The 22,076-nt window shown below is 30.4% G+C and carries 22 protein-coding genes; 10 read left to right on the top strand and 12 right to left on the bottom strand.

Features of this window, described 5'->3' with window-relative positions:
• Nucleotides 1-4 precede the first annotated feature (4 nt).
• From mraY to ACP5FO_RS04830, 10 genes are read left to right on the top strand one after another with little or no spacing between them, the layout of a single operon-like run.
• Nucleotides 5-1,096 (top strand): phospho-N-acetylmuramoyl-pentapeptide-transferase, encoded by a 1,092-nt coding sequence (gene mraY, locus ACP5FO_RS04875; RefSeq protein WP_428108547.1) that lies wholly within the window; start codon nt 5-7, stop codon nt 1,094-1,096.
• Between the two features lie 4 nt (nt 1,097-1,100).
• Nucleotides 1,101-2,411 carry a UDP-N-acetylmuramoyl-L-alanine--D-glutamate ligase gene (gene murD / locus ACP5FO_RS04870; RefSeq protein WP_428157107.1) on the top strand — a complete coding sequence of 437 codons (1,311 nt, stop codon included), beginning with the start codon at nt 1,101-1,103 and terminating at the stop codon, nt 2,409-2,411.
• The gene (locus ACP5FO_RS04865; protein WP_428157106.1) at nt 2,389-3,465 is read left to right on the top strand and encodes an FtsW/RodA/SpoVE family cell cycle protein; all 1,077 of its coding nucleotides are present in this window, start codon (nt 2,389-2,391) and stop codon (nt 3,463-3,465) included. The genes murD and ACP5FO_RS04865 overlap by 23 nt, the downstream gene beginning before the upstream one ends.
• Before the next feature lie 36 nt (nt 3,466-3,501).
• Entirely contained in the window at nt 3,502-4,119 is a 618-nt protein-coding gene (locus tag ACP5FO_RS04860) for a histidine phosphatase family protein (protein WP_428108563.1), read from the top strand.
• On the top strand, nt 4,116-4,862 hold the full coding sequence (gene murI / locus ACP5FO_RS04855) for a glutamate racemase (RefSeq protein WP_428108566.1): 747 nt from the start codon (nt 4,116-4,118) through the stop codon (nt 4,860-4,862). The genes ACP5FO_RS04860 and murI overlap by 4 nt, the downstream gene beginning before the upstream one ends.
• Nucleotides 4,859-5,473 carry an imidazole glycerol phosphate synthase subunit HisH gene (gene hisH / locus ACP5FO_RS04850; protein WP_428108569.1) on the top strand — a complete coding sequence of 205 codons (615 nt, stop codon included), beginning with the start codon at nt 4,859-4,861 and terminating at the stop codon, nt 5,471-5,473. The genes murI and hisH overlap by 4 nt, the downstream gene beginning before the upstream one ends.
• A complete protein-coding gene (hisA, locus tag ACP5FO_RS04845; RefSeq protein WP_428157105.1) occupies nt 5,467-6,186 on the top strand; it encodes a 1-(5-phosphoribosyl)-5-[(5-phosphoribosylamino)methylideneamino]imidazole-4-carboxamide isomerase in 720 nt (239 codons plus the stop codon). The genes hisH and hisA overlap by 7 nt, the downstream gene beginning before the upstream one ends.
• Entirely contained in the window at nt 6,183-7,004 is an 822-nt protein-coding gene (locus ACP5FO_RS04840) for an MBL fold metallo-hydrolase (RefSeq protein WP_428157104.1), read from the top strand. Before hisA ends, ACP5FO_RS04840 begins: the two co-directional genes overlap by 4 nt.
• Complete coding sequence (gene hisF, locus ACP5FO_RS04835; RefSeq protein WP_428108578.1) at nt 7,005-7,757, top strand: imidazole glycerol phosphate synthase subunit HisF; 753 nt, start codon at nt 7,005-7,007, stop codon at nt 7,755-7,757.
• A gap of 2 nt (nt 7,758-7,759) precedes the next feature.
• On the top strand, nt 7,760-8,824 hold the full coding sequence (locus tag ACP5FO_RS04830) for a metallophosphoesterase (protein ID WP_428157103.1): 1,065 nt from the start codon (nt 7,760-7,762) through the stop codon (nt 8,822-8,824).
• Between the two features lie 33 nt (nt 8,825-8,857).
• Here ACP5FO_RS04830 and ACP5FO_RS04825 read toward each other — a convergent pair whose 3' ends face one another.
• The 12 genes from ACP5FO_RS04825 to ACP5FO_RS04770 all read right to left on the bottom strand — a co-directional run.
• On the bottom strand, nt 8,858-9,526 hold the full coding sequence (locus tag ACP5FO_RS04825; protein WP_428108584.1) for a septal ring lytic transglycosylase RlpA family protein: 669 nt from the start codon (nt 9,524-9,526) through the stop codon (nt 8,858-8,860).
• A complete protein-coding gene (locus ACP5FO_RS04820; RefSeq protein ID WP_428157102.1) occupies nt 9,523-10,152 on the bottom strand; it encodes a lysophospholipid acyltransferase family protein in 630 nt (209 codons plus the stop codon). The genes ACP5FO_RS04825 and ACP5FO_RS04820 overlap by 4 nt, the downstream gene beginning before the upstream one ends.
• Complete coding sequence (locus tag ACP5FO_RS04815) at nt 10,145-11,248, bottom strand: sensor histidine kinase (protein WP_428157101.1); 1,104 nt, start codon at nt 11,246-11,248, stop codon at nt 10,145-10,147. Before ACP5FO_RS04815 ends, ACP5FO_RS04820 begins: the two co-directional genes overlap by 8 nt.
• Nucleotides 11,245-13,344 carry a tetratricopeptide repeat protein gene (locus tag ACP5FO_RS04810; protein ID WP_428157100.1) on the bottom strand — a complete coding sequence of 700 codons (2,100 nt, stop codon included), beginning with the start codon at nt 13,342-13,344 and terminating at the stop codon, nt 11,245-11,247. Before ACP5FO_RS04810 ends, ACP5FO_RS04815 begins: the two co-directional genes overlap by 4 nt.
• 8 nt (nt 13,345-13,352) lie before the next feature.
• Nucleotides 13,353-14,597 carry a serine hydroxymethyltransferase gene (gene glyA, locus ACP5FO_RS04805; RefSeq protein WP_428108596.1) on the bottom strand — a complete coding sequence of 415 codons (1,245 nt, stop codon included), beginning with the start codon at nt 14,595-14,597 and terminating at the stop codon, nt 13,353-13,355.
• Entirely contained in the window at nt 14,594-15,028 is a 435-nt protein-coding gene (gene rpiB, locus ACP5FO_RS04800; protein WP_428108599.1) for a ribose 5-phosphate isomerase B, read from the bottom strand. The genes glyA and rpiB overlap by 4 nt, the downstream gene beginning before the upstream one ends.
• Before the next feature lie 2 nt (nt 15,029-15,030).
• Nucleotides 15,031-16,284, bottom strand: coding sequence for a cation diffusion facilitator family transporter (locus ACP5FO_RS04795; protein ID WP_428108602.1), 1,254 nt, complete (start codon nt 16,282-16,284; stop codon nt 15,031-15,033).
• 2 nt (nt 16,285-16,286) lie between these two features.
• Nucleotides 16,287-17,210, bottom strand: a complete 924-nt coding sequence (locus ACP5FO_RS04790) for a radical SAM protein (protein WP_428108607.1) — start codon at nt 17,208-17,210, stop codon at nt 16,287-16,289.
• Between the two features lie 2 nt (nt 17,211-17,212).
• Nucleotides 17,213-17,974: a hypothetical protein gene (locus tag ACP5FO_RS04785; protein ID WP_428108610.1), complete on the bottom strand. Its 762-nt coding sequence runs from the start codon at nt 17,972-17,974 to the stop codon at nt 17,213-17,215.
• Nucleotides 17,971-18,621: an endonuclease III domain-containing protein gene (locus ACP5FO_RS04780; protein WP_428157099.1), complete on the bottom strand. Its 651-nt coding sequence runs from the start codon at nt 18,619-18,621 to the stop codon at nt 17,971-17,973. The genes ACP5FO_RS04785 and ACP5FO_RS04780 overlap by 4 nt, the downstream gene beginning before the upstream one ends.
• Nucleotides 18,602-20,521 (bottom strand): peptidylprolyl isomerase, encoded by a 1,920-nt coding sequence (locus ACP5FO_RS04775; RefSeq protein WP_428157098.1) that lies wholly within the window; start codon nt 20,519-20,521, stop codon nt 18,602-18,604. The genes ACP5FO_RS04780 and ACP5FO_RS04775 overlap by 20 nt, the downstream gene beginning before the upstream one ends.
• Nucleotides 20,522-20,619: 98 nt before the next feature.
• Nucleotides 20,620-22,076 (bottom strand): DHA2 family efflux MFS transporter permease subunit (locus ACP5FO_RS04770; protein WP_428157097.1); only part of this gene is annotated, 1,457 nt, incomplete at its 5' end.

Genomic DNA, 22,076 nt, shown 5'->3' with positions numbered 1-22,076 from the left:
TCTAATGTTTTACTATTTATTTTACAAACAATTAATAGCATACGCTCATGTGTTTAATTTGTTTTATTATATAACATTTAGAGCGATGGCAGCAGCAGCAACTAGCTTTATACTTTCAATGATATTTTCACATTATTTTATACCATTTTTAAAAAAACAACAAATCGGTCAAACTATAAGGGAAGATGGGCCAAAAAGACATCTTCAAAAAGCGGGCACACCTACAATAGGCGGTGTCATTATATGGTTTGGGTTTGTGGTTAGCGTGTTGCTATGGACTAGATTGGATATTAATTGGGTATGGATTATTCTATTTGCAGCAATTTCTTTTGCATTTATCGGATTTTTGGATGATTTCCTAAAAATCAAAAGAGGAAAAGGAAATGGCCTTAAAGCCAGAACAAAATTTTATCTTCAAATCTTCTTTGCAAGCGTTACATCTATTTTGATATTTATTGTATACAGTAGATACTCAGACTGTCCTGGGTGTTTTTATATGCCTTTTTTTAAAAATTTAGTATTTAACATGGGGTTTTTTTATATACCATTTAGTATATTTGTAATAGTAGGCGCTTCAAATGCTGTTAACTTAACAGATGGACTTGATGGGTTAGCCACTGGGCCATCTTTAACAACAATATTTACACTGGCTGTATTTGCTTATGTTTCTGGTAATTTAGTTTTAGCTAATTACCTAAGGTTACCTTATGTATTTGGTAGTGGTGAAATAACCGTTATCTTATCCGCATTATTTGGTTCTTGTTTAGCATTTTTATGGTACAATTGCTACCCGGCAGAGGTGTTTATGGGTGATACAGGTTCTCTTGGACTTGGTGCAATTTTTGGTGTCATCGCAATTATAATAAAAGAAGAAGTGGTGCTTGTTATAGCTGGTGGTATTTTTGTACTTGAAACTATTTCTGTTATCTTGCAAGTGGCAAGCTTTAAAACAACAGGTGAGCGAATTTTTAAAATGGCACCCATACACCATCATTTTGAATTAAAAAACTGGCCTGAATCAAAAGTAATTATTAGGTTTTGGATAATATCAATTTTATTATCATTAGTTGCGCTAACTGCGTTAAAATTGAGGTAAATCTATGAAAATTGCAATATTAGGCTTTGGTAAAAGTGGCAAAAGCGTATATGAATCACTTATAGAAAAAAACCAGGCTGAAGTGTTTGTGTTTGACGATAACGAATTACCTGATAAACTGAATTTTTTTGGTCAAGATAAATCTAAAGCTTTTTTTGATATGAGTTTTGACCTTGTTGTGGTATCACCTGGCATACCAAAATATCACCCGTTTATAAAACATGCTTTAAATAAAAATTTTCCTATTATAAGTGAACTTGAGTTTGGATTTAGGCTTACAAAATGCAAAATCATTGCAATAACAGGTACAAATGGAAAATCAACAACCGTAAAATTAATACATAATATCCTAAAAAAATCAGGCAAAAAAGTACTTATGTGTGGCAATTATGGTTTACCTCTAACAAAAGCTGCACAGGTTTCACATTTGCTTGATTACTTAATTGTAGAAGTAAGTAGCTTTCAATTAGAATTTATTGATACTTTTAAGCCCTATATTGCAATAATCTTAAATATAACTCAAGACCATCTAAGCTGGCATGGGAGTTTTCAAGAGTATAAACAAGCCAAGTTAAAAATTGCCAAAAACCTTTTGAATGATGGCTTTTTGATAAGAAATCTCGACGAAGATTACAATGTTGATGCTTTTAATGTAATTGGCTTTTCTACTTATAAAGATAATGTTGAGGCAAAAGTATCTCAAAATAGTGTAACTATTAATTTCAAAGAGCATTTAGAGATAAAAAACACAAAACTTATAGGCGCTCACAATATGCAAAATATCGCAGCTGCAAGCCTTGCAAGTCTAATATGTAATGTAGATAAAAATAATATTTTGGAGGTAGTTATGAATCAAGAAACATTGCCACACAGGCTTGAATATGTTTGTGAAATTGAAGGTGTAAAATTCTACAATGACTCAAAAAGCACAAATATAGATTCTGTTCGAAAGGCAATTGATTCTTTTGAAAACAAAAAAAATATTGTTGTTATATTAGGCGGAAAACACAAAGGCGAATCATATGCAAACTTAATGGATTTATTAACTCAAATAGAAGGTGTTGTAGTTTTTGGTGAAGATAGAAAAAAAATTATGGCTGAATTGAGTAAACTAAAACCTATACCACTTCCTGCCATCAATATTAAAGGCGCTGTTATCGCAGCATTTGAGATAGCAAAACCAGGTGACATAGTATTACTTAGTCCTGGAGGATCAAGTTTTGACCAGTTTAAAAATTTTGAAGAACGAGGTGAGGCTTTTAGAAGAGAATGTTTAGCCTATAAAGAAACTTATGACAAGACATCACGCATTTGAACCCATAATTATAGTTTTTTGTGTTTTAATACTGGTTTTTATTGGTTTAGTGGAAACATGGAGTGCGTCGAACTACTTTTTTTTTCAACATTTTAACAACCCTAATTTTTTACTAAAAAGGGACTTAATATACATAGTGGTGTCTTTTTTTGTCGCTTATTTTTTTTACAGGTTAAATCCACAAAAATTGAGGCAACTTATACCGCTCCTTTTGAGTCTTGCAATTATTTTTTTAATAGCATTACACCTTGGTTTTGGCGTTAATATAAGGGGAGCCGTAAGGTGGGTAAATTTTGGTATATTTTCATTTGAACCTACAGAGTTCGCTCGTTTTGCATTCATTTTATACCTGGCAGATTTTATTGACAGGAAATATGAACACTTAAACGAAATAAATGTATTTATCCCTTTATTTTTAGTTTTTTCATTTATTGCTTTGTTAATAATATCTCAGCCAGATATCGGTGGCGCCTTCCTGTTTGCTATAGTAGTGCTTTGTGTACTTTACATTTTTGGTTTTAAGCTTAGTTATATTGGAATCATTGCAATACTTGGAATTATACTTTTTTCCTTTGTATTTTTGGCTCACCCGGAGCGTTTGCAAAGGCTAACAAGTTTCTTATATCACCACAACCTACCCTACCAGGTTCACCAAGGATTCGTTGCACTTGCTGGTGGTGGTTTTTTTGGTAGAGGCATCGGTAGTGGGAGCTTTAAAAGCTTATTTTTGCCAGATGCTTACAATGATTTTATTATAGCCTCTATTGGCGAAGATTTAGGTTTTTTAGGCGTATCGCTAGTGATAATTCTATTTTTCCTTTTGATATATTCTATTTTTTCAATAGCTAATAAATTGGACAATTACTACGAAAAAGCTTTTGTTTTTAGTGCTGGTTTTTTGTTTTCATTGCAAATCCTTATAAACCTTTTCAGTGTATTTCATTTAATACCCACAAAAGGCACAGTGTTGCCTTTTGTAAGCTATGGAGGTTCAAGTTTAGTCGTAAATGCAATGTTTATAGGTACCACTCTTGGTATGTCAAGAAAATTATAATTTGCAAATATAATTTTTTACTGTAAAATACTAGATGTGGAAAAATTGGAATTTTTTAATAAAAAAGTCGTAAGTTTTTATTTTGTAAGGCATCCAGAAGTAGAAAATGCTTCTTTAAAAGTTTTTAACGGTTTGAATGATGTAGGTTTGTCCAAAAAAGGTTTAATCCAAGCACAAAAACTTGGTGATTTTTTTAAAGATAAAAGTATAAAAAAAATTTTTTCAAGCCCACTAATAAGATGCTATAGGACAGCAAAAATTATTCAAGATTTAACTAATTGTGAATTGCAAACCGATAACAGATTACGGGAAAGAAGTTTTGGTATTTTTGAGTTAATGAGTTGGCAAGAAATAGAAAAAAAATATCCCAATGAAGCATCTAATTTTCTCAAAGATCCATTTAATTTTAAAATTACGAATGGTGAAAGTTTTTTTGATGTTTATAATCGTGTAATATATTTTCTTCAAAACTTAGATTTTGAAGAAAATATATTAATTGTGGCACATGGTGGTGTAAATAGAGTTATCATTAAATATTTGATGGGCTTACCAGACGAAAAAATTTTATCAGTTTCTCAAGATTTTGCTTGCATAAATAACTTTTTAACAGATGGGAACTTTTTTTTAGCCAAAATTATAAATGGTGTATTATGATTGGCGTTTTTGATTCTGGTGTTGGAGGTTTAACTGTAATAAAACCACTAATTGAATATTTCTACAGCGACATAATATATCTTGGCGATACGGCAAGAGTTCCTTATGGTAGCAAATCAAAAGAAACTATTATTAAGTATTCTATTGAAAATACACGATTTTTATTAAACAAAGGCGTAGATTTCATAATTGTTGCATGCAATACTGCATCAAGCCTTGCAATTGAGACTTTAAGAAGCGTGTTTGATGTACCTATATTTGGTGTGGTTGAATCCACAGCAAAAGTGGCTTCGGAATTTGACTCTATTGCTGTAATAGGTACAAAAGCAACAATTGAAAGCAATGCTTACAAAAAAACAATTAAAATGTTTAATAAAAATGCTCAAATAGAACAAAGAGCTTGTCCATTGTTTGTACCACTAATAGAAGAAGGGCTTATTAATGATGAAATTACTAAGATTGTTGCAAAACGCTATTTAGATGGCATAAACTCTCAGTCGCTTGTGCTTGGCTGTACTCATTATCCTTTAATAAAAAACATTATTCAAGATATTTTACCAAATATTAATATAATAGACTCTGGTACATCGCTTATTGATACCATTGACAAAAATATGTTAAAAGGTAATAACAAAATTGAGTTTTATGTTACAGATTCACCAGAAAATTTTTCAAAGATCGGAAAGTTATTCTTAGGTAAAGATTTTAATGGCGTAAATCTAGTAGATTTAGAGGATTTATGATTGCTGTTATAGATTATGATGCTGGCAATGTAGCTTCCGTTACAAAAGCTATAGAGAAAGTCGGATTTAAAGCTATTCTAACTAAAGACTTAAGAACTATAAAGTCTTCAAGTGGCATCGTGCTGCCGGGTGTAGGTGCTTTCGGTGATTGTCTTGATAAGTTAAAAAAATATAATTTAATAGACACTATACTTGAAACTATCTCATCAAAAAAACCTTTTTTGGGTATTTGTGTTGGATTTCAATTGCTCTTTGAAGAAGGATACGAATTTGGTATACACAAAGGCCTTGGCATATTTAAAGGAGCATGCATAAAATTTACACCAACCATAAATCAAAAAGTTCCTCACATGGGATGGAATACAATCCATTATACAAAATATTGCAACTTATTTGACAATATTAAAAACGAATCTTATTTTTATTTTGTTCATTCGTATTTTACTGATTCAGACGATAATCGTGTAGCAAAAACAGACTATATTTGCACGTTTACAAGTGCCGTTCAAAAAAACAACGTTTACGGTGTTCAGTTTCACCCAGAAAAAAGTCAAATTTCAGGTTTAAAAATTTACGAAAATTTTTGCAACATGTGTGAAGAAAAATGTTAGTTGTGCCAGCTATTGATCTAATTGATTCAAAAGTAGTAAGACTAACAAAAGGTAAAGCCGAAAGCGCGAAAGAATACAGCCAAAACCCTATTGAGTTTGCACTGTATTTTGAATCACTTGGGTTTAAAAGAATCCATATTGTTGATTTAGATGCTGCATTTAACAGGGGTAATAATTTAGATATAATTTACAAAATTGCAAAAAATTCCAATATAGAATTAGAAATTGGTGGCGGAATAAGAAATTTTGATATAGCACAAAAAATAATAGATTCAGGCGTGAAAAGAATTGTAATCGGAAGCCTTCCATTTAAAAATAAAGCTGAATTCGAAAAAATTTTAAAATCCTTTTTAGAATACATTGTAATAGGTGTTGATGTAGAAAATAATAAAGTAAAAATCTCAGGTTGGGAAGAAGAAACGCAAGTTGAATGTGTAGATTTTCTCAAACAGGCTCTGGACTGGGGTATAAGTGAGGCAATTGTAACTGATATTTCAAAAGACGGCATGCTAAGCGGGATAGATGAAAATTTTTACGGCCAAATTGCAAAAAAAAGTTCAATTGGTATAATAGCTTCAGGTGGCATAAAAAACATAGAAGATCTAATGCGCTTAAAAAAATGCGAAAAAGATGGTTTAAATGGCGCTATAATAGGCAAAGCGATATATGAAGGCACAATTGATTTAAGCCAGATACACGGGGGACAATTATGAAGCTAATAACACTTGTAGAAAATACATCCACAGGTGGCACCTTAAAAGCAGAACATGGTTTAAGTGTGCTCATTGAATCACATGGTAAGTATGTGCTTTTTGATACGGGTCAAAGCGATTGTATTATACATAATGCAAAAACACTTAAGGTAAATTTACAAGACATAGATAAAATTGTGCTAAGCCACGGCCATTACGACCATGTAGGTGGCCTGAAGTATGTATTGCAATATGCAAAAGCACCAATTATAGCCCACCCAGAAATATTTAGAAAGAGATACTCTAAAAAAGGCGATAAATTAAGATACATAGGCATAGAAGACAAAAGTTTTTTTGAACATTTAGGTGCGCATTTTGAATTTAGCACAAAACCTCAAGAAGTTAGTAAAAATATTTATACAACAGGCTTTGTAGAGCTAAAAACAGGTTTTGAAGAAGTTGATAAAGATTTCGTTTTTGAATCAAATGGTCAGCATATAAAAGATGATGTACCAGACGATTTAAGTTTAGTTTTAGATTTAAAAGAAGGACTTTTTATTGTTTTTGGTTGCGCACACAGAGGTATAATTAATATCATAAACCACTGTGCAAATACATTTAACAAAAAAGTAATAGGTTTTATTGGTGGTACACACTTAGGACCAGCAAGTAAATTTCAAAAAGAAAAAACCATTGAAACTCTAAAAACCATGCAACAAATTAAAATTATTGGACCATCGCATTGTACGGGAATAGCTATGACCTGTACTCTTGCAAATGAATTTCCTGATAAAATAATTTATAACAATGTAGGCACAATGATTGATTTAGGTGATTGAATGTTAGCAAAACGTATTATCCCATGCCTTGATGTTAAAGAAGGCAGAGTCGTAAAAGGTATAAACTTTGTTAACTTAAAAGATGCAGGCGATCCTGTAGAGCAGGCGATTATATACGATAGTCAATTGGCAGACGAACTTGTTTTTTTGGATATTACAGCAAGTTACGAAAAACGTTCAATTATGATTAACGTAGTAAAACGTTGCGCCGAAAATATATTTATGCCACTAACCGTAGGTGGTGGTATAAGAAACATTGATGATATTAGAAATCTTTTAAAAGCTGGAGCAGATAAAGTTTCTATTAATTCAACTGCTGCAAGAAACCCTGATTTTTTAAACGAAGCCGTAAAAGTTTTTGGAAGTCAATGCATAGTAGTAGCCATTGATGCAAAAAAAATAGGTAGTGATTTTTATGTTTTTATAGATGGTGGCAGAGTCAACACAAATAAAAAAGTTATAGATTGGCTAATTGAAGTCCAGGAAAGAGGTGCAGGCGAAATACTTCTTACCAGTATGGACAAAGATGGCACAAAAAAAGGATACGATGTAGAGTTAACAAAGCTTGTTTGTGAAAATTCAACAATACCTGTTATAGCTTCTGGTGGCGCTGGCAATATGGAACATATAAAACAGGTTTTTGAAATTGGAGCAGACGCTGCACTAGCTGCATCAATATTTCATTTTGGAGAAGTTTCGATTCAGGAAACCAAAAAATACTTATTACAAAACAATATAAACGTGCGAATTTAAAATTGAGTTATTTTTTTGTCGTATTTTTAACCATATACGGTTTATTTAATGTATATTTTGGCTGGCTTTTTGCTTCAATTTTTAAAAATTCTTATATAAACTCAGTTATTTTTATAATTTTGATATACATGATATTCTCGCTTTTTATAATAAGAAAAATTGAAGAATTTGAAACTCGAATTGCAAGTTTCCTTGCACATATCAGTTTTTACTGGACGGGTTTTTTAATATTATTTGTATTTTTTTCATTAGTTGCATTTTTATTTGGTTTTATCTACAAACCCTTTTTAGTCAAACAAATAAATTTTACATTTGCATGTATTTTAAGTTTAGCTTTTTTATGCTTTGGATATATTAATGCTCAAAAGGTAAATATTAGAACAATAGTAATAAAATCTACAAAAATTCAAAAGCCTACACGTATTGTATTTTTTTCCGATTTACATGCCGGGCTGATGATAAATAATAAATATGTTAATAAAGTCTCAAAAACAATAAACAATTTAAAACCAGATATTGTTATAACAGGCGGGGATATTATTGACTCATCAAGTGATGGCATAGAACATAATATTCAACCACTAAATACAATTAAAGCTCCCATGCGTAAATTTGCAGTACTTGGCAACCATGAGTTTTATAGAGGAATAAATAACTGCCAAGCGCAACTTGAAAAAGTAGATTTTTTTCTTTTGAGAAACAAATGTATTAAAATTAATGATTTCTTAAGCATAGCAGGCATAGATGATGAAACTATAACAGATAAAGAAAACTCCGATATTTTAAACAATTGCGATAAAAAAACATTTATTATTTTCGTCAAACACAGACCTTTAATAAAAGAAAAAGATTTTAATTTGTTTGATTTAGCTTTATGCGGACATACGCATGCTGGTCAAATGTTTCCATTTACACTTATAACAAAAGCATTTTATCACAATAGAGATTTTGGATACTTTAAAATAAATGGTTCGCATTTGATTGTAAGCAGTGGCGTTGGCACATGGGGGCCACCATTTAGAATTTTTTCTAAATCTGAAATTGTTGTAATTAATATGTCATCCTGAGTAAAACGAAGGATCTACTTTTTAGAAAAATAATTAATCTTTTGCTACAATAAAATAATTCTTCACTATCGGACTTACTGCGTTTTGAGCATAAATTTGTGCTTGTTGCTGATTGTCAAATATGCCTACCCTTACTCTGTAATAAGTTACTTTACCATCAAAGAAACTACTTATATAAACCGTTTTAAAATATGAAGATAAATAATTTCTGTAATTAAAAGCATTTTTAAAATCAGTAAATGCACCAACTTGAATTGTAAATTTCTCATTTGCCGCCAATAAATAATAATTTGGCGAAACAACTGTTATTCTAACAGGTACAACACCTGCCTGTAACATACCAAGTTGCTTTGCTGCTTCATACGATAAATCTAATATACGGTTTTGCACAAATGGACCTCTATCATTAATCTTTACCACTGTCGAATAATTGTTATTTAAATTAGTTACTCTTGCATATACGTCAAGTGGCAATGTTCTACTTGCTGCAGTCAATTTATACATATCAAAAATTTCTCCGCTTGCAGTAAGCTGACCTTGGAATTTTGGACCATACCACGAAGCTAACCCTTCCTCTGTATATCCAACATTAACAGATTTCATAGGGTGTATAGAAGGCGTTGAGCTTACAAATGGAATATAAGAGCAACTTTGCATATAAAAGCTAACCAAAAAAATAACCAAAAAAAACAGCTTTTTCATATAAGTTTTTTCAATGTAGATTCTATTTTATCAACCTCTAAATCTGGGTTAATTTTATCATAAATTTTGATCTTAACCTTTTGATTTTCTTGTATAGTTATTTTTCCAGGGGGCATAACATTTTCGCTGCCTTCTATCTTTACTGGTATTATAGGTAATTTCAGCTTTTTCGCAAAATATATTCCACCACTTTTAAAAGCCTTAATGTGTTTTCTTGTTCCGTATGGAAAAATTGCAAAAGCAACGTTATCTTTTCTCTCTTTTAATAATTTTCTAAGTGCTAAAGCTGATTTAATAGTTGAACCTCTGTCAATGCTCAAAGCTCCTGTTTTTTTTAATATATGACCAAAAATCGGTATATGAAACAATTCTTTTTTTGCAAACCAAATAATGTGAGTGTTGAAAAAAAGATATTCAATGCAAAAAATATCAAAGTAACTTTTATGTGTTGCCATTATTACAAAATTTTTTGAATTTGTACTTGTTTGGCTTGAAGCTATTTGAGCTTTACAAATATTAATACTTTTTTTTGCAAATAGCTTCGCCGCATTTTTTATATCTTTTTGTGTAATGTAATAAAAAAACATATAAAATAAAATTTTTAGCCATTTTATTATGCTAAACATTAATTCTCACGATAAATATAGTTTTCTTTATGTTCAATACTGTTATTTTACCATTTAATGCTTCAACTGCCTTCTTGACAATAAAAAGTCCAAGCCCTACACCCAATTGTTTTTCAGAAAAAAAAGGTTCAAATATCATACTCGTATCTTTTAAATTACAACCATCATCTTTAATAATAATTATCAGTAGATTTTTAAAACAATTTATTTTTAAATCTACTGTAGTTTTAGCTGCTTCAATAGCGTTTGTTAGTAAATTTGTAATGATACTTCTAAGTAAATTTCTGTCTGACATTATCACTGCTTGTTCAACATCCTTTCTAAAAGATACATTAAAAGAAACCAATTTGTTTATAATTTCTTTTTCTATTTGTTCAATAAGCTCATCTACTTTGATTGGTTCTTTTTTTGCAATAACTTTTTTTGCTATCAGTAAAGTATTCGTTACAATCTCATCAATGCGTTGAATATTTGTATTTATATTTTTAATAATTTCTTTTTTATCTGGTACACCATCTTCATCCAAAAGTGAAGTAAATAATTGAATACTAGCCAGAGGGTTTCTAATATCATGTGCAATGCCTGCGGCCATTTGTCCAAGCGTAGCGAGTTTTTCTTTTTGTTTGTTTTCAAGCTTTAATGTCTCCAATTTCGTTATATCTTCAAAAACAAGAACTGCACCAATAACATTATTTTTGTCAAATACACAAGAAGCATTAATCTTCAGTTTTATGTGTTTATTTGGGCCAATAAAAATATCGTGGACCTCATGAGATATACAATAATTTAACACTTCATCAATACTAGTTGCCTTGATATTAAATAAATCTTTCAATTTCATTTTCTCATAATTTTCAACATCAAGTATCTTCCTTGCTGCTGGGTTTAAAAGGCTAATATTAGTATTTGTATCAATTGTGCAAACACCATTAGTTATGCTATTTAAGATATTTTCTAAATAGTTTCTGTTATTTTCAAGTTTATCTTCTAAAAACGAAATTTTTTGCTTTAGTAACTCATGAGTTGTTTCAAGGTTTTGTGTTGTTTCTATAAGCTTTTCAAACACATATTCTAGGTTTTCTAAATTTTTATTCATTGTAGTAAAATCTTTAATTTTTTTGATAGAGTTGAGTCGGGATAATTATGCTCTAAGATCGACAACTTCTTTAAAGCCAAAGATTTTTGACCCATATTAATCAAACATAACGTTTCGTAAAAATATGCTTGTTCGCTATATTTTTTATAATTTTCTACTTTTTCAAGATTCTTTAGTGCGTTTGTATAATCTTTCTTGTTAAAATAATACAAACCGTTTAAAAATTCACTTTCTCTTAAAAATACAGCTTTAAAATTTTTATCATTAATCGGTTTGCTTTGTACATTTTGATCAATGTTGATTTTTGCTATTTGTAGTTGTGCAAATTGTTTTAAAAGCTCGTCTTTCGATTTTAAACATTTCTCAAAAAAAGCTTTAGATTTGTTATAGTCTCCATTTGCATAAGATATTCTTGCAAATATCATGTTTATGTAATCTTGATCTTTAATTGAATTCAAATTTTGCATAGCATTTTTTATATTGCCTTTTTGTATTTCATAATTGGCTTTTATAATTCTATAGCACTCAGAAACTTTGTCTAGTGAATCAAAAGCGTAAGCATACTGACCCAGGTACATAAAACCTCTGGCTAGATTGCATGAGTTTAAATTTAATTTCAAGTTTTTAGACAATTTAACAGCATTATACATAGATTTTTCGTTTAGATTTTGAGCACTTTCGCTTGCATATTTATTTAAACTGTCTTGAGCTAAATTTTTAAAATTATCTAAAATACTGGAAGATGAATTGATTATTTTAGAGTAAAGGTTAAGCACTTTTAGGTAATCTTTTTGATTATAGTATATTCTTGCTAAGCTCCATAATGCCAAAGGCGAGATTTCATTGTTATTTTTATATTGATTTGCTATGTTTTCTATTTCTTTCTCACTTAAGCTTTTTGTCAAAAGATCAATTTTAGCTTTTTCCATCTTAACCTGATCGTTATTAGGAAAAGCTTTTATAGCTTCATTGACTGTATTTTGTGCAGCTTGAGGTTTATTTTCCATGAAATCACATTCTGCTTTTGCAATATAAAAATCAGGCGATTGTGTATTTTTTATAAAAGAAAATACACTGTTTGCACTTTTAAAATCTTTCATTCGACAAAATACATACGCGGCTGATGCTATATATTTTTCGTTATTTTTAATATCAAGATTATTAAAATTCACTAAATAAAACAAGTACGCCGCTTGAGGATAATTTTGTTCCAAATAAAAAATATATCCAGCCCTTAGCATGCCTATTTTATATAGAGAATTTTCTTTTGTTATAGAAGAGTAATAAAGTACTGCCTTATTGTAATTTTTATCTTTAAAAAAAGCATCACCTAACTCAAATTTTGCTTTATCTGCATAATCGCTATATGGATATTCTTCTACTAATTTTTTTAATATATCTAAGTAGCGACTATCGTTTTGTTTCTTGTAAATTTTTGCTATCTTGTACATAATCTTGCCAGGTGCATCAAGTTCTAAAGAATAATTGAGAATTTCGTGGTAAATTTTTATGGATTTGTCATAATCACCAAGTTTTTCATAGCTTGATGCCAATAAATACAACGCGTTTAAAAAAAATTCATTATTTGAATTGTTTGTTAGCTTAATAAACTCAGGTATGGCCGCCTGATAGTTTTTTTGAGAATATGCCCCTAAACCAGAAAAAAATATATTTTGAGCGGTAGGCTTAGTCTGAATTAAGTCAATATTAAAGTTTGGCTTAACAAATAAAGAACTATCGACATAATTTTGTTGCAATGTGGTTTGTTTTTCTTGCATTGTTTTTTTTGGCTGTATAATCAAAGTATTTTGTTCTTTTTTTGATACAATCTCATAACCATCTTTTGCGCTAATAACAATGTCGACATGGTTTAATACATTAAATAAACTAATAAAATCAAAATAATTATTATTTAATTGTTTATAAAATTGGTTTTTAGCTTTCTTGCCCAAAATTTGAATCTTTACAAATTTTTTTTGTGTGCTAATTTTATAGTTTGCATCTAAATTGGAAATAACAAAACTCTCTACCCCATCTATTTTTTTTAAATCAATATTTAGTGCAAAAACTTTATAAGAAAATAATAGTTCACACAAAAGACCTATTAATAATGCAAAGGAAATTTTTCGCAGAGTTTTCTCACCTCTTGTCGTACATTATTGTAAACTTTACCATTATCAATATTGTTAAGTGTATCTGCAATTAATTGACCTATGGTTTCTATTTCTTGTTCTTTTATGCCACGAGTGGTTAGAGCTGGTGTACCTATTCTAATACCGCTTGCTATAAATGGACTTCTAGTTTCGCCTGGGACTGTGTTCTTGTTAACTGTTATACCTACTCGCCCTAAAGCTTCTTCGGCTTCTTTGCCTGTAATATTTTTATTTGTAAGATCGACAAGTATCATATGATTATCTGTACCGTCTGATACAAGTTTAAATCCGCTATGCATTAACACTTGAGCAAGTTTTTTAGAGTTTCTTACAATTTGTTTTTGATACTCAACAAACTCTGGGCTTAACGCCTCTTTAAAGCAAACTGCTTTTGCTGCTATGACATGCATTAGCGGTCCACCTTGAATACCAGGAAAAATAGTTTTATCTATAGCTTTGCCAAAAAACTCCTTAGACATTATCATGCCACCTCGAGGGCCCCTTAGAGTTTTATGTGTAGTTGTTGTAACAAACTCACAAAAAGGAATAGGACTTTGATGCAAACCTGTTGCTATAAGTCCTGCAATATGAGCAATATCTGCTAAAACATAAGCCTCTACTCTATCTGCAATTTCCCTAAATTTCTTAAAGTCAATTTCCCTTGGATAAGCACTTGCACCGCACACAATGAGTTTTGGTTTAAACTCATCAACTATTTGAGCTACTTCATCATAATCAATTCTACCAGTTTCAGGATTTACACCATATCCAAATGTAAGGTACAATTTCCCGGAAAAATTAGCTTTAGAACCATGAGTAAGGTGTCCACCATTGGATAAGTCCATACCAAGAATCCTATCGCCTGGCTGAAGTGCAGCCATATAAATTGCCATGTTAGCCTGCGACCCAGAATGTGGTTGGACATTTACATACTCTGCGTCAAATAATTTTTTTGCCCTATCAATTGCAAGCTGTTCTGCAATATCAACAAATTCACACCCACCGTAATAACGTTTTGCTGGATACCCTTCTGCATATTTATTTGTTAAAACTGAACCCTGTGCCTCCAAAACTGCCCTTGAAACAAAATTTTCGCTTGCAATCATTTCAAGAGAAAAATTTTGTCTTTGTTTTTCCTTTTCTATAGCCTCAAAAAGTTCAATGTCAGCGTCTTTTAATGAGTCTTTTAGATTCATTCTTCACCTTCCGTATCAATTTTATTTACACGCCTTTGATGCCTTCCGCCTTCAAAAGACGTGTTTAAAAAAATATACACCATTTGTTTTGCTATCTCAAGACCTGTAGTCCTTCCTCCAAAAGCTAAAATATTTGCATTGTTGTGCTTGCGTGCAAATTCTGCCGTATAAGCATCATGACATAATGCACATCTTACGCCTATAAAGCGATTTGCACTAATACTCATACCAATACCAGTACCACATATTAGTATACCATAATTATCACTATTTTGAACTTTTTTTGCAACTTTTTTTGCAAAATCTGGGTAGTCTACCGAATCTTCATTAAAAGTGCCAATATCTTCTACAACATAATTCAATCCTGTTAAATATTCTTTGATGAGCTCTTTCATAGCAAAACCAGCGTGATCTGAACCAATAATTATCATGTCTATTCCTCCAGCGTATGTTTACCATATATTTTGTTTGATATATCTTTTAAAAGATCATCTATGCTGTCAATTTTTGTTTCTTTAACTATATAAAATTTTTTATTATTTGTCTTAAAAACAAAGTATGGTCCACTATTTACAATATGGTCTGTAGATACAATAATATCTACACCTTCTTTGACTAAAAATAAAGCTATTTGTATACCTTTTTTTTCTTTTAATTCTAAAAAGTCATTTTGTTTTTGATATTTATTTAAAATTTTTTGTCTTGATAAATCATAATCTATAATCAAAAAAGAACTGCTGTTGCTGAAATCTTCTGATATCTGTTCGTTTTTTGTTTGAGGTATGCATATTTTTACAATCTTTTTTTCAATTGGCTCATAGTGAACAATAACATTGTCGACGTTAGGAAATTTTTCATAGATGCGTCTTTCTATATCATTTGAAAGTCTATGCGCATCTTCAAAGCTAGCTATATCAAATTTTGCAATAATTTCCAGAAGCATAAATCGCCCACTCTTTCTGCCTTTAATAGATGTAATTTCGTTGACATGGTCAAATTGAGAGATTTCCTGCCTGATATCTTCAATAGTTTTTTTGTCAATGTTTATATCAAGCAATGCAAGTATCGAATTTTTAAACAGTTCAAAACCAGAATGAAGAATCATAATAACAATAATTATAGCTACATACTTATCTATATTTAATCCATATATAGAAAAAATTATACTGCAAATTATTATGAAAATCGAAAATAAATCACTCTTTATATGCTCTGCATCTGAAACAATACCACTCGATGAGTATTTTATACCTATTTTCTTTTCATACCTACTATATAAAAACATCAACACTACAATTAAAAAAAGAATTCCGGCTGTAATAAATTGTTTAAAAACACTAACATGCAAAACTTCGTGTTTTTCAAATAAACTATAGCCTATTTCAAATGCTGTAAGTATAATTAGTAAAGATACTAGACTTGAAGCTATATTTTCTAACTTATATAAGCCAAATGGAAATTTTTCACTTTTTATGTACGAAAAAAACATTGCACTAAAAACAATAACACTCGAAAGTACATCTAAAGCCGAATGAAGTGCATCTGCCTGAAGGGCAACATTTCCAATCCAATTACCAAGTTCATATTTTATTATAGTTAAAGCCAAATTAATAAAAGTAGAAGCGATAAGCAATCTATTTATAAATTTTTTCGATTCTTTTTTGTATTCAGTAACAGCTTGATTCATTCCTATTCCCTTGCACTTATAAATTCCTTATTGCCAAATATTTTCTTAAAAGCTTTTTTTTCATTAATCAACTTCGTAACTATATTATCAACATCTTCATTTTTAGCATCAAATACATCTGAAAGCTCTTCTATTGAGCATGGCCTTATGCTTATCATTTTTATTACAGATTTTTCTAAAAATTCATCAAAGTTAATATTTTTATCTGCAAATGGTTTTATAAGCTCAACATTGTAGTCTTTTAAAGCCATATAAATACTCATCAGCTCATCGTTTGATAGTTTTTGTATACTATTGAATGCTGGAGGTCTTTCAATTGTACCTATTTGTACTTTTTTTGGCTTAATATACTCAATAGCTTTAATTAGCGCTTCAATATCCTGTTTTTTGTCATTTATACCTTTTGCGAAAACAATTTCAAGCCACACTTCCCCGCTAAATTCTTGAGTAAACAATTTTAAACCTTCTATAATATTTTTTAAGTTAAGTTCTTTATGTGGTTGATTGATACGTTTAAAAGTGGATTCTATGGCTGCATCCAAACTTGGTATTACAACATCGGCTTCATAAAGCTCTCGCCTTACTTCCTGATCATAAAGCAAACTGCCATTTGTCAAAACAGCAATTTTTGCTTTATTAAAGCTTTTTACAAACTTTATAAGCTCCCCTAAATCTTTGTTTAAAGTAGGTTCGCCACTACCAGAAAAGGTTATAAAATCAAATTTTCCTACTTTATCTATATGCTCAACAAAATCTTTTTTTATATCTTCAATATTGTAAAACGATTGCCTTTTGTTTGTCAAATTAGTGGTTTTTCCTACTTCACAATACACACAATTATAATTGCAGGTTTTGTGAGGTATTATATTTATCCCAAGGCTTAAACCTAACCTTCTTGATGGCACCGGTCCAAATAAAAACTCCAATTTTAACCCCCTATTAAAGTAACAAATTCTAAAGGTATTTCTTCAAAATATACATTATATGTATCTAAATCTTTTTTTGTAACCTCAGATTTTGGCATTTGTAAAATTTTATAGTAATTTTTTAGCTTATCTGGTAAATATTTGTATTTGTTTGCTATTACATAAAAAGGCTTTTTAAAGTATCTTGCCAGTAAACATAAACAAAAGGTTTGCGATTTATTTATAAAAAAATCATCAAACAAAGCATCTGCACCACTTAAAAATACATCACACATTTTGGCACCAAATAAGTAATTATTATCTTCAAATACCACAACATTCTTACCGATTTTTTTCAAATCTAAAGCAAAAGCTTCACCTTCCTTTTTTGGATGACCTATACCAATATAAACAGTTTTGCACAAAGATTTTGCAATACTTAAAAAAACCTCTTTTGAGTAGGAAATTGTACATATAGATTTTCCATCTAAAAATTTTGAGGCTTTTAGTGTAGATTCTTGTATAAAGTCAAGTAAATCTTGTTTTAAAAAAGCTATCTTTTGGATTTCATCTTTTTTTAACAAATCTATTATTTTAAAACACACATTTATAACAAGAGCCATCGAAGGCTGCTTTTTTATTATTTCTTTCAATAATACAATTAGTTTTTTGTTTTCATTTAAGTTTGCAAGCGCAAAACTTGCTTCAATAATATCTAAAGCTATATCAAGCGAGCCTCTTTTTTTATCTTTAGCACAATTTTTAAGCGTTTCAATGTAACTCATCTTGAGCTTTTAACGCCAATTTTAGGACATATAAAACTTAACTTGCACTTTGAGCAAAATGGCGATATTGGCGTGCATATATTTTGACCAAAAGGCACAAGCAAATCGTTATACTCAATCCAGTACTTTTTTGGCAACACTTTCATAAGTTCAAATTCTGTTTGAACTGGTGTTTTTGTTTTTACAATTCCTAATCTATTTGAAATTCTATGAACATGAATATCCACACAAATTGCAGGGATATTAAAACCTTTTGATAAAACAAGATTTGCCGTTTTTCTTCCTACATTTGGCAAACTAAGCAAATCTTCAAGACTATCTGGCACTTTAGAATTGTACTTTTCTATAAGAATTTTACATACTTCAAGTATGTTTTTTGCTTTGACATTATAAAAGCCTACAGGGTAAATAAGTTTTGCAATTTGCTCTTGCGTTAATTTAAGCATTTCATTTGGCGTTTTTGCTACACTTAATAGCCTTTGAGTAGCTTCTTTTGTTGTTTTATCTTTTGTGCGCAAACTCAGTATGGTAGATATCAAAACAAAAAAAGGGTTACCCTCTCTTGCAACCTCTGTAACAATAGGCTCTTGCAAGGAAGGGTAAATTTCTCTAAGTGTCTCAACAATTTTATTGATTGGAGCTTTCATTTACAATTTGAGGATTTATTACAATTTTTGTATTTGCTTTTAGAGTCTTTAATAAACTATCAAGTGTCTTGTTTACTTCTTCATCTTTAAGCTGCGCTTTAAGTTGATTTTTGTACTGTTCGTAAGTGTTCATATCTGCATTTTTATCTGTAATTTTATAAATGTAATTATCACCATTTGCGCTACAAAAACCGCTAAAACCTTTATTTTGCCTAAAGATAAAATCAATATTTTCTGGTTTATTAAAGCAAGCAAAGTTAGAGTCAGGATTCATTTTTGAAAAACTGCCAGTGTTTTTAATACTTAATCCATACTCAGTAGCTATTTTCTGTAAATCATAAGGTTTTTGAGCAATAGCTTTGTTAAAGTTTTCTTTTGCTAATTGAGCAGCTTTATACTTGGCATAGGCTATTGCAACTTTATTTTTTGCTTTTTCAAAATCCGGCAAGTAAGGTTCCTTTTTTTGCACAGTTTCATAAATCAAATATGCAGAAGTATTATTTATTTTTATCTCTTCAGGACCAAGCAGTGTATTGGTTGTGGACTCATAAGCTTTTTGAAGTATATTTTGAGGCAATGCATTTGAATTTATTGCCACCAAACCAGTTTGTTGAACATTTAATCCTTCTTGTTTGCAAACCTTATCAAAATCTTGCGGATTTTTAATCATAAGAGCAATTTTTTTGCTTTCTCTAAATAAATTATCTTGCGCTTTTTGCACTTGCAAAATTTGAGTAATATATGGTTTTGCTTCAGCAAAACTTACAGTCTGTGCTGGTTTTGTATTCATCAAATACACTATTTCATAACCCATTTGAGTTTCAAACGGTTTGGAAATTTCACCTTTTTTAAGACTAAACGCTACTTTTGCAAAAGAACTATCTTGTTTAAATTGTGATTGGTATAGCCAACCCAATACACCACCTTTTGACTTACTATACTTATCATCTGAATACTTCTTTGCTAGCTGTTCGAAATTTTGCGGCGTGAGCTGCTTATAAATTTCCTCTGCCTGATTTTTAGCTTGTTCTAAATCCTGTTTTGAATTGCCATTTGGCTTTATTAATATGTGAGCAAGCTCGTACAATTCCGGCATTTGAAAATTTTGTTGATGCGTGTCATAAAAACTTTTCACCTCTTGCTCTGTAGGTTTTTCTTTTGGAGCTAAGTAGGTAGCGTCAATTATGGCGTATTTTATATTAACCATAGCAGGTTCCATAAATTCTTGTTTATTTTTATTGTAATATTCCTTTAAATCTTTGTCATCATAAGAAACTTTTTTCTCATATGCATTTGTATTAAAATCAATGTAAGACAAATTTATATTTGAAAAATTATCTATAAAGTATTTTTTTGCCATTTCATCTGTAATATTAATTTTTTTTGCCATTGAATCCTTAAGTTTCTCTATATACAAATCATTTTTAATAGATGTTTCAAATTCAGCAGGCTTTAAATGATTTTCTCTTAAAACAAGCAAATATTTGTCTTTGGAAAATTTTCCATTTTCTGCAAATACAGGGTTTTTTTCTATACTTTTTTCAATATCCGCTTTTGTAACATCTATACCTTCCCTTTTTGCTTCTTTCAATAACAATATTTTGTCTATGAGTAAATCAGCCGTTTTTTGCTTTAAGTGCAGATTTTTTATATCTTGCTCTGTCACATTTCCACCTTTCATCTGCGCAAGCAAGTTTGAGTAAAAACTATAAAGCTGATTGTAAGTGTTTAAATACTCTTGTGTAGAAATTTTAGTAGATCCTACTTTAATTGCCACATCTTGACCCGTTTTAAATGGTCCAGACACATAAAGGTATGCACCACCTGCCACAAAACTCAATGTAGCAAGAACAAGCACTACAAAAAAATACTTTCTATGCTTTCTAAAAAAACTTAACATTCATCTTCCTCCAAAAAAATTTACTGCTATTATATACCAATAAAAAAATTTATCAAACTATTTTGACATTTACATTGTTAAAGTTTTAAGTTTATTTGCTACATATCAAGATTAACTGAAGTGGTGGCCTTATTTTTTACACGTTTAATAAATGGTAAAAATACTATAAATATCAAAGACATCCACATCATCACATGAAATGCATCCTGGTATGACATTATCAAACTTTGCGCATTGAGTGTATTATTTGCCAAAGCAATAGCTTTGTGGTATGAGTCTGCAAAAGAAAATCCCCTATCCACCAGGTAAAGTCTCATCTTTTCAAATAGATTATTGAAAATTGGATTAGCATTATTTATGTGCGATACCAATGCATCTCTATGAAATTCCCATCTTCTTTGCACAAATGTATCAATCATAAACGATATTCCAAAGCTTCCGCCTATATTTCTTGTAAAGTTAATAACGCTGCTCGCTTCATTCATATCTTCCTTTTTTAAAAAATTAAATGCAAGCACATTTATAGGTATAAAAATCAAAGGCAAGCCAAAGCCTATTATAACTCTCCCTAGTGTTATAAAGTACGGCGATGCGCTCAGGTTTATCTGCTCCATTAGATAAAGCGCATAAAACACTACCAGACTACCTATAAAAATAGCTATCTTTTGATTAATTTTAGTAGAAAACCGTCCAAGAATAACAATTACAACCAGGCTTGCAATACCACCTGGCATCATTATAAGGCCTGCAGTATAGGCATCATACTTTAACAGTGTTTGTACTAAATTTGGCAGTAAAGCTACTGTGGTAAAAAACAAAAAACCCAGAAAAAACATTGCAATTGCACTAAATGCATAATTTTTATCTTTTAGCAGATACATTCTAATAAGCGGTGTTTTTGAAAAGTAATTTTTAATTAAAAACATTGATATAAAAAAGAAACTCATCAATCCAAGCACTACAATAAAATTAGAATTAAACCAATTATACTCCTGGCCTCTATCTAACATTGTTTGTAGTGAACCAATGCCAAGTACTAAAAAACTTAAGGCAGTATAGTCTATTTTTAATTCTTTCTTAGCTTTAGCATAATTCGGATCAAATATAAACAAAATTATCATTATGGTAGCTAAAATACCAAATGGAACATTAATTAAAAACATCCAGCGCCAATCGTAATTATTTACAATATAGCCTCCAAGCAAAGGTCCCAAAATTGGTGCAAATACAACACCTATAGAAAAGATGCTCATTGCTTGCGTGCGTTTTTCAATAGGAAAACTCTCCATAAGTATTGCCTGAGATAATGGCTGAAGTGTGCCACCACTAAAACCTTGAAGCGCTCTAAATAATAGCAAAAGGTCTAGATTTGGAGCAATACCGCATAAAAATGAAGATACAGTAAAAGCAATAACATTAAAAAGAAAAAAATTTTTTCTACCAAACTTTTGAGAAAAAAAGCCTGTAACGGGTAGAATTATTGCATTGGCTGCAATATAGACTGTTAATGTCCAGGCTGCATCATCTGGTGTAACAGATAATGGTCCTGCAATAT

This window comes from Desulfurella sp. (assembly GCF_049977265.1).
Lineage (GTDB): Bacteria > Campylobacterota_A > Desulfurellia > Desulfurellales > Desulfurellaceae > Desulfurella.
The sequence above is the reverse complement of the archived record's forward strand: the minus strand, read 5'-3'. Positions and strand labels throughout refer to the sequence as shown.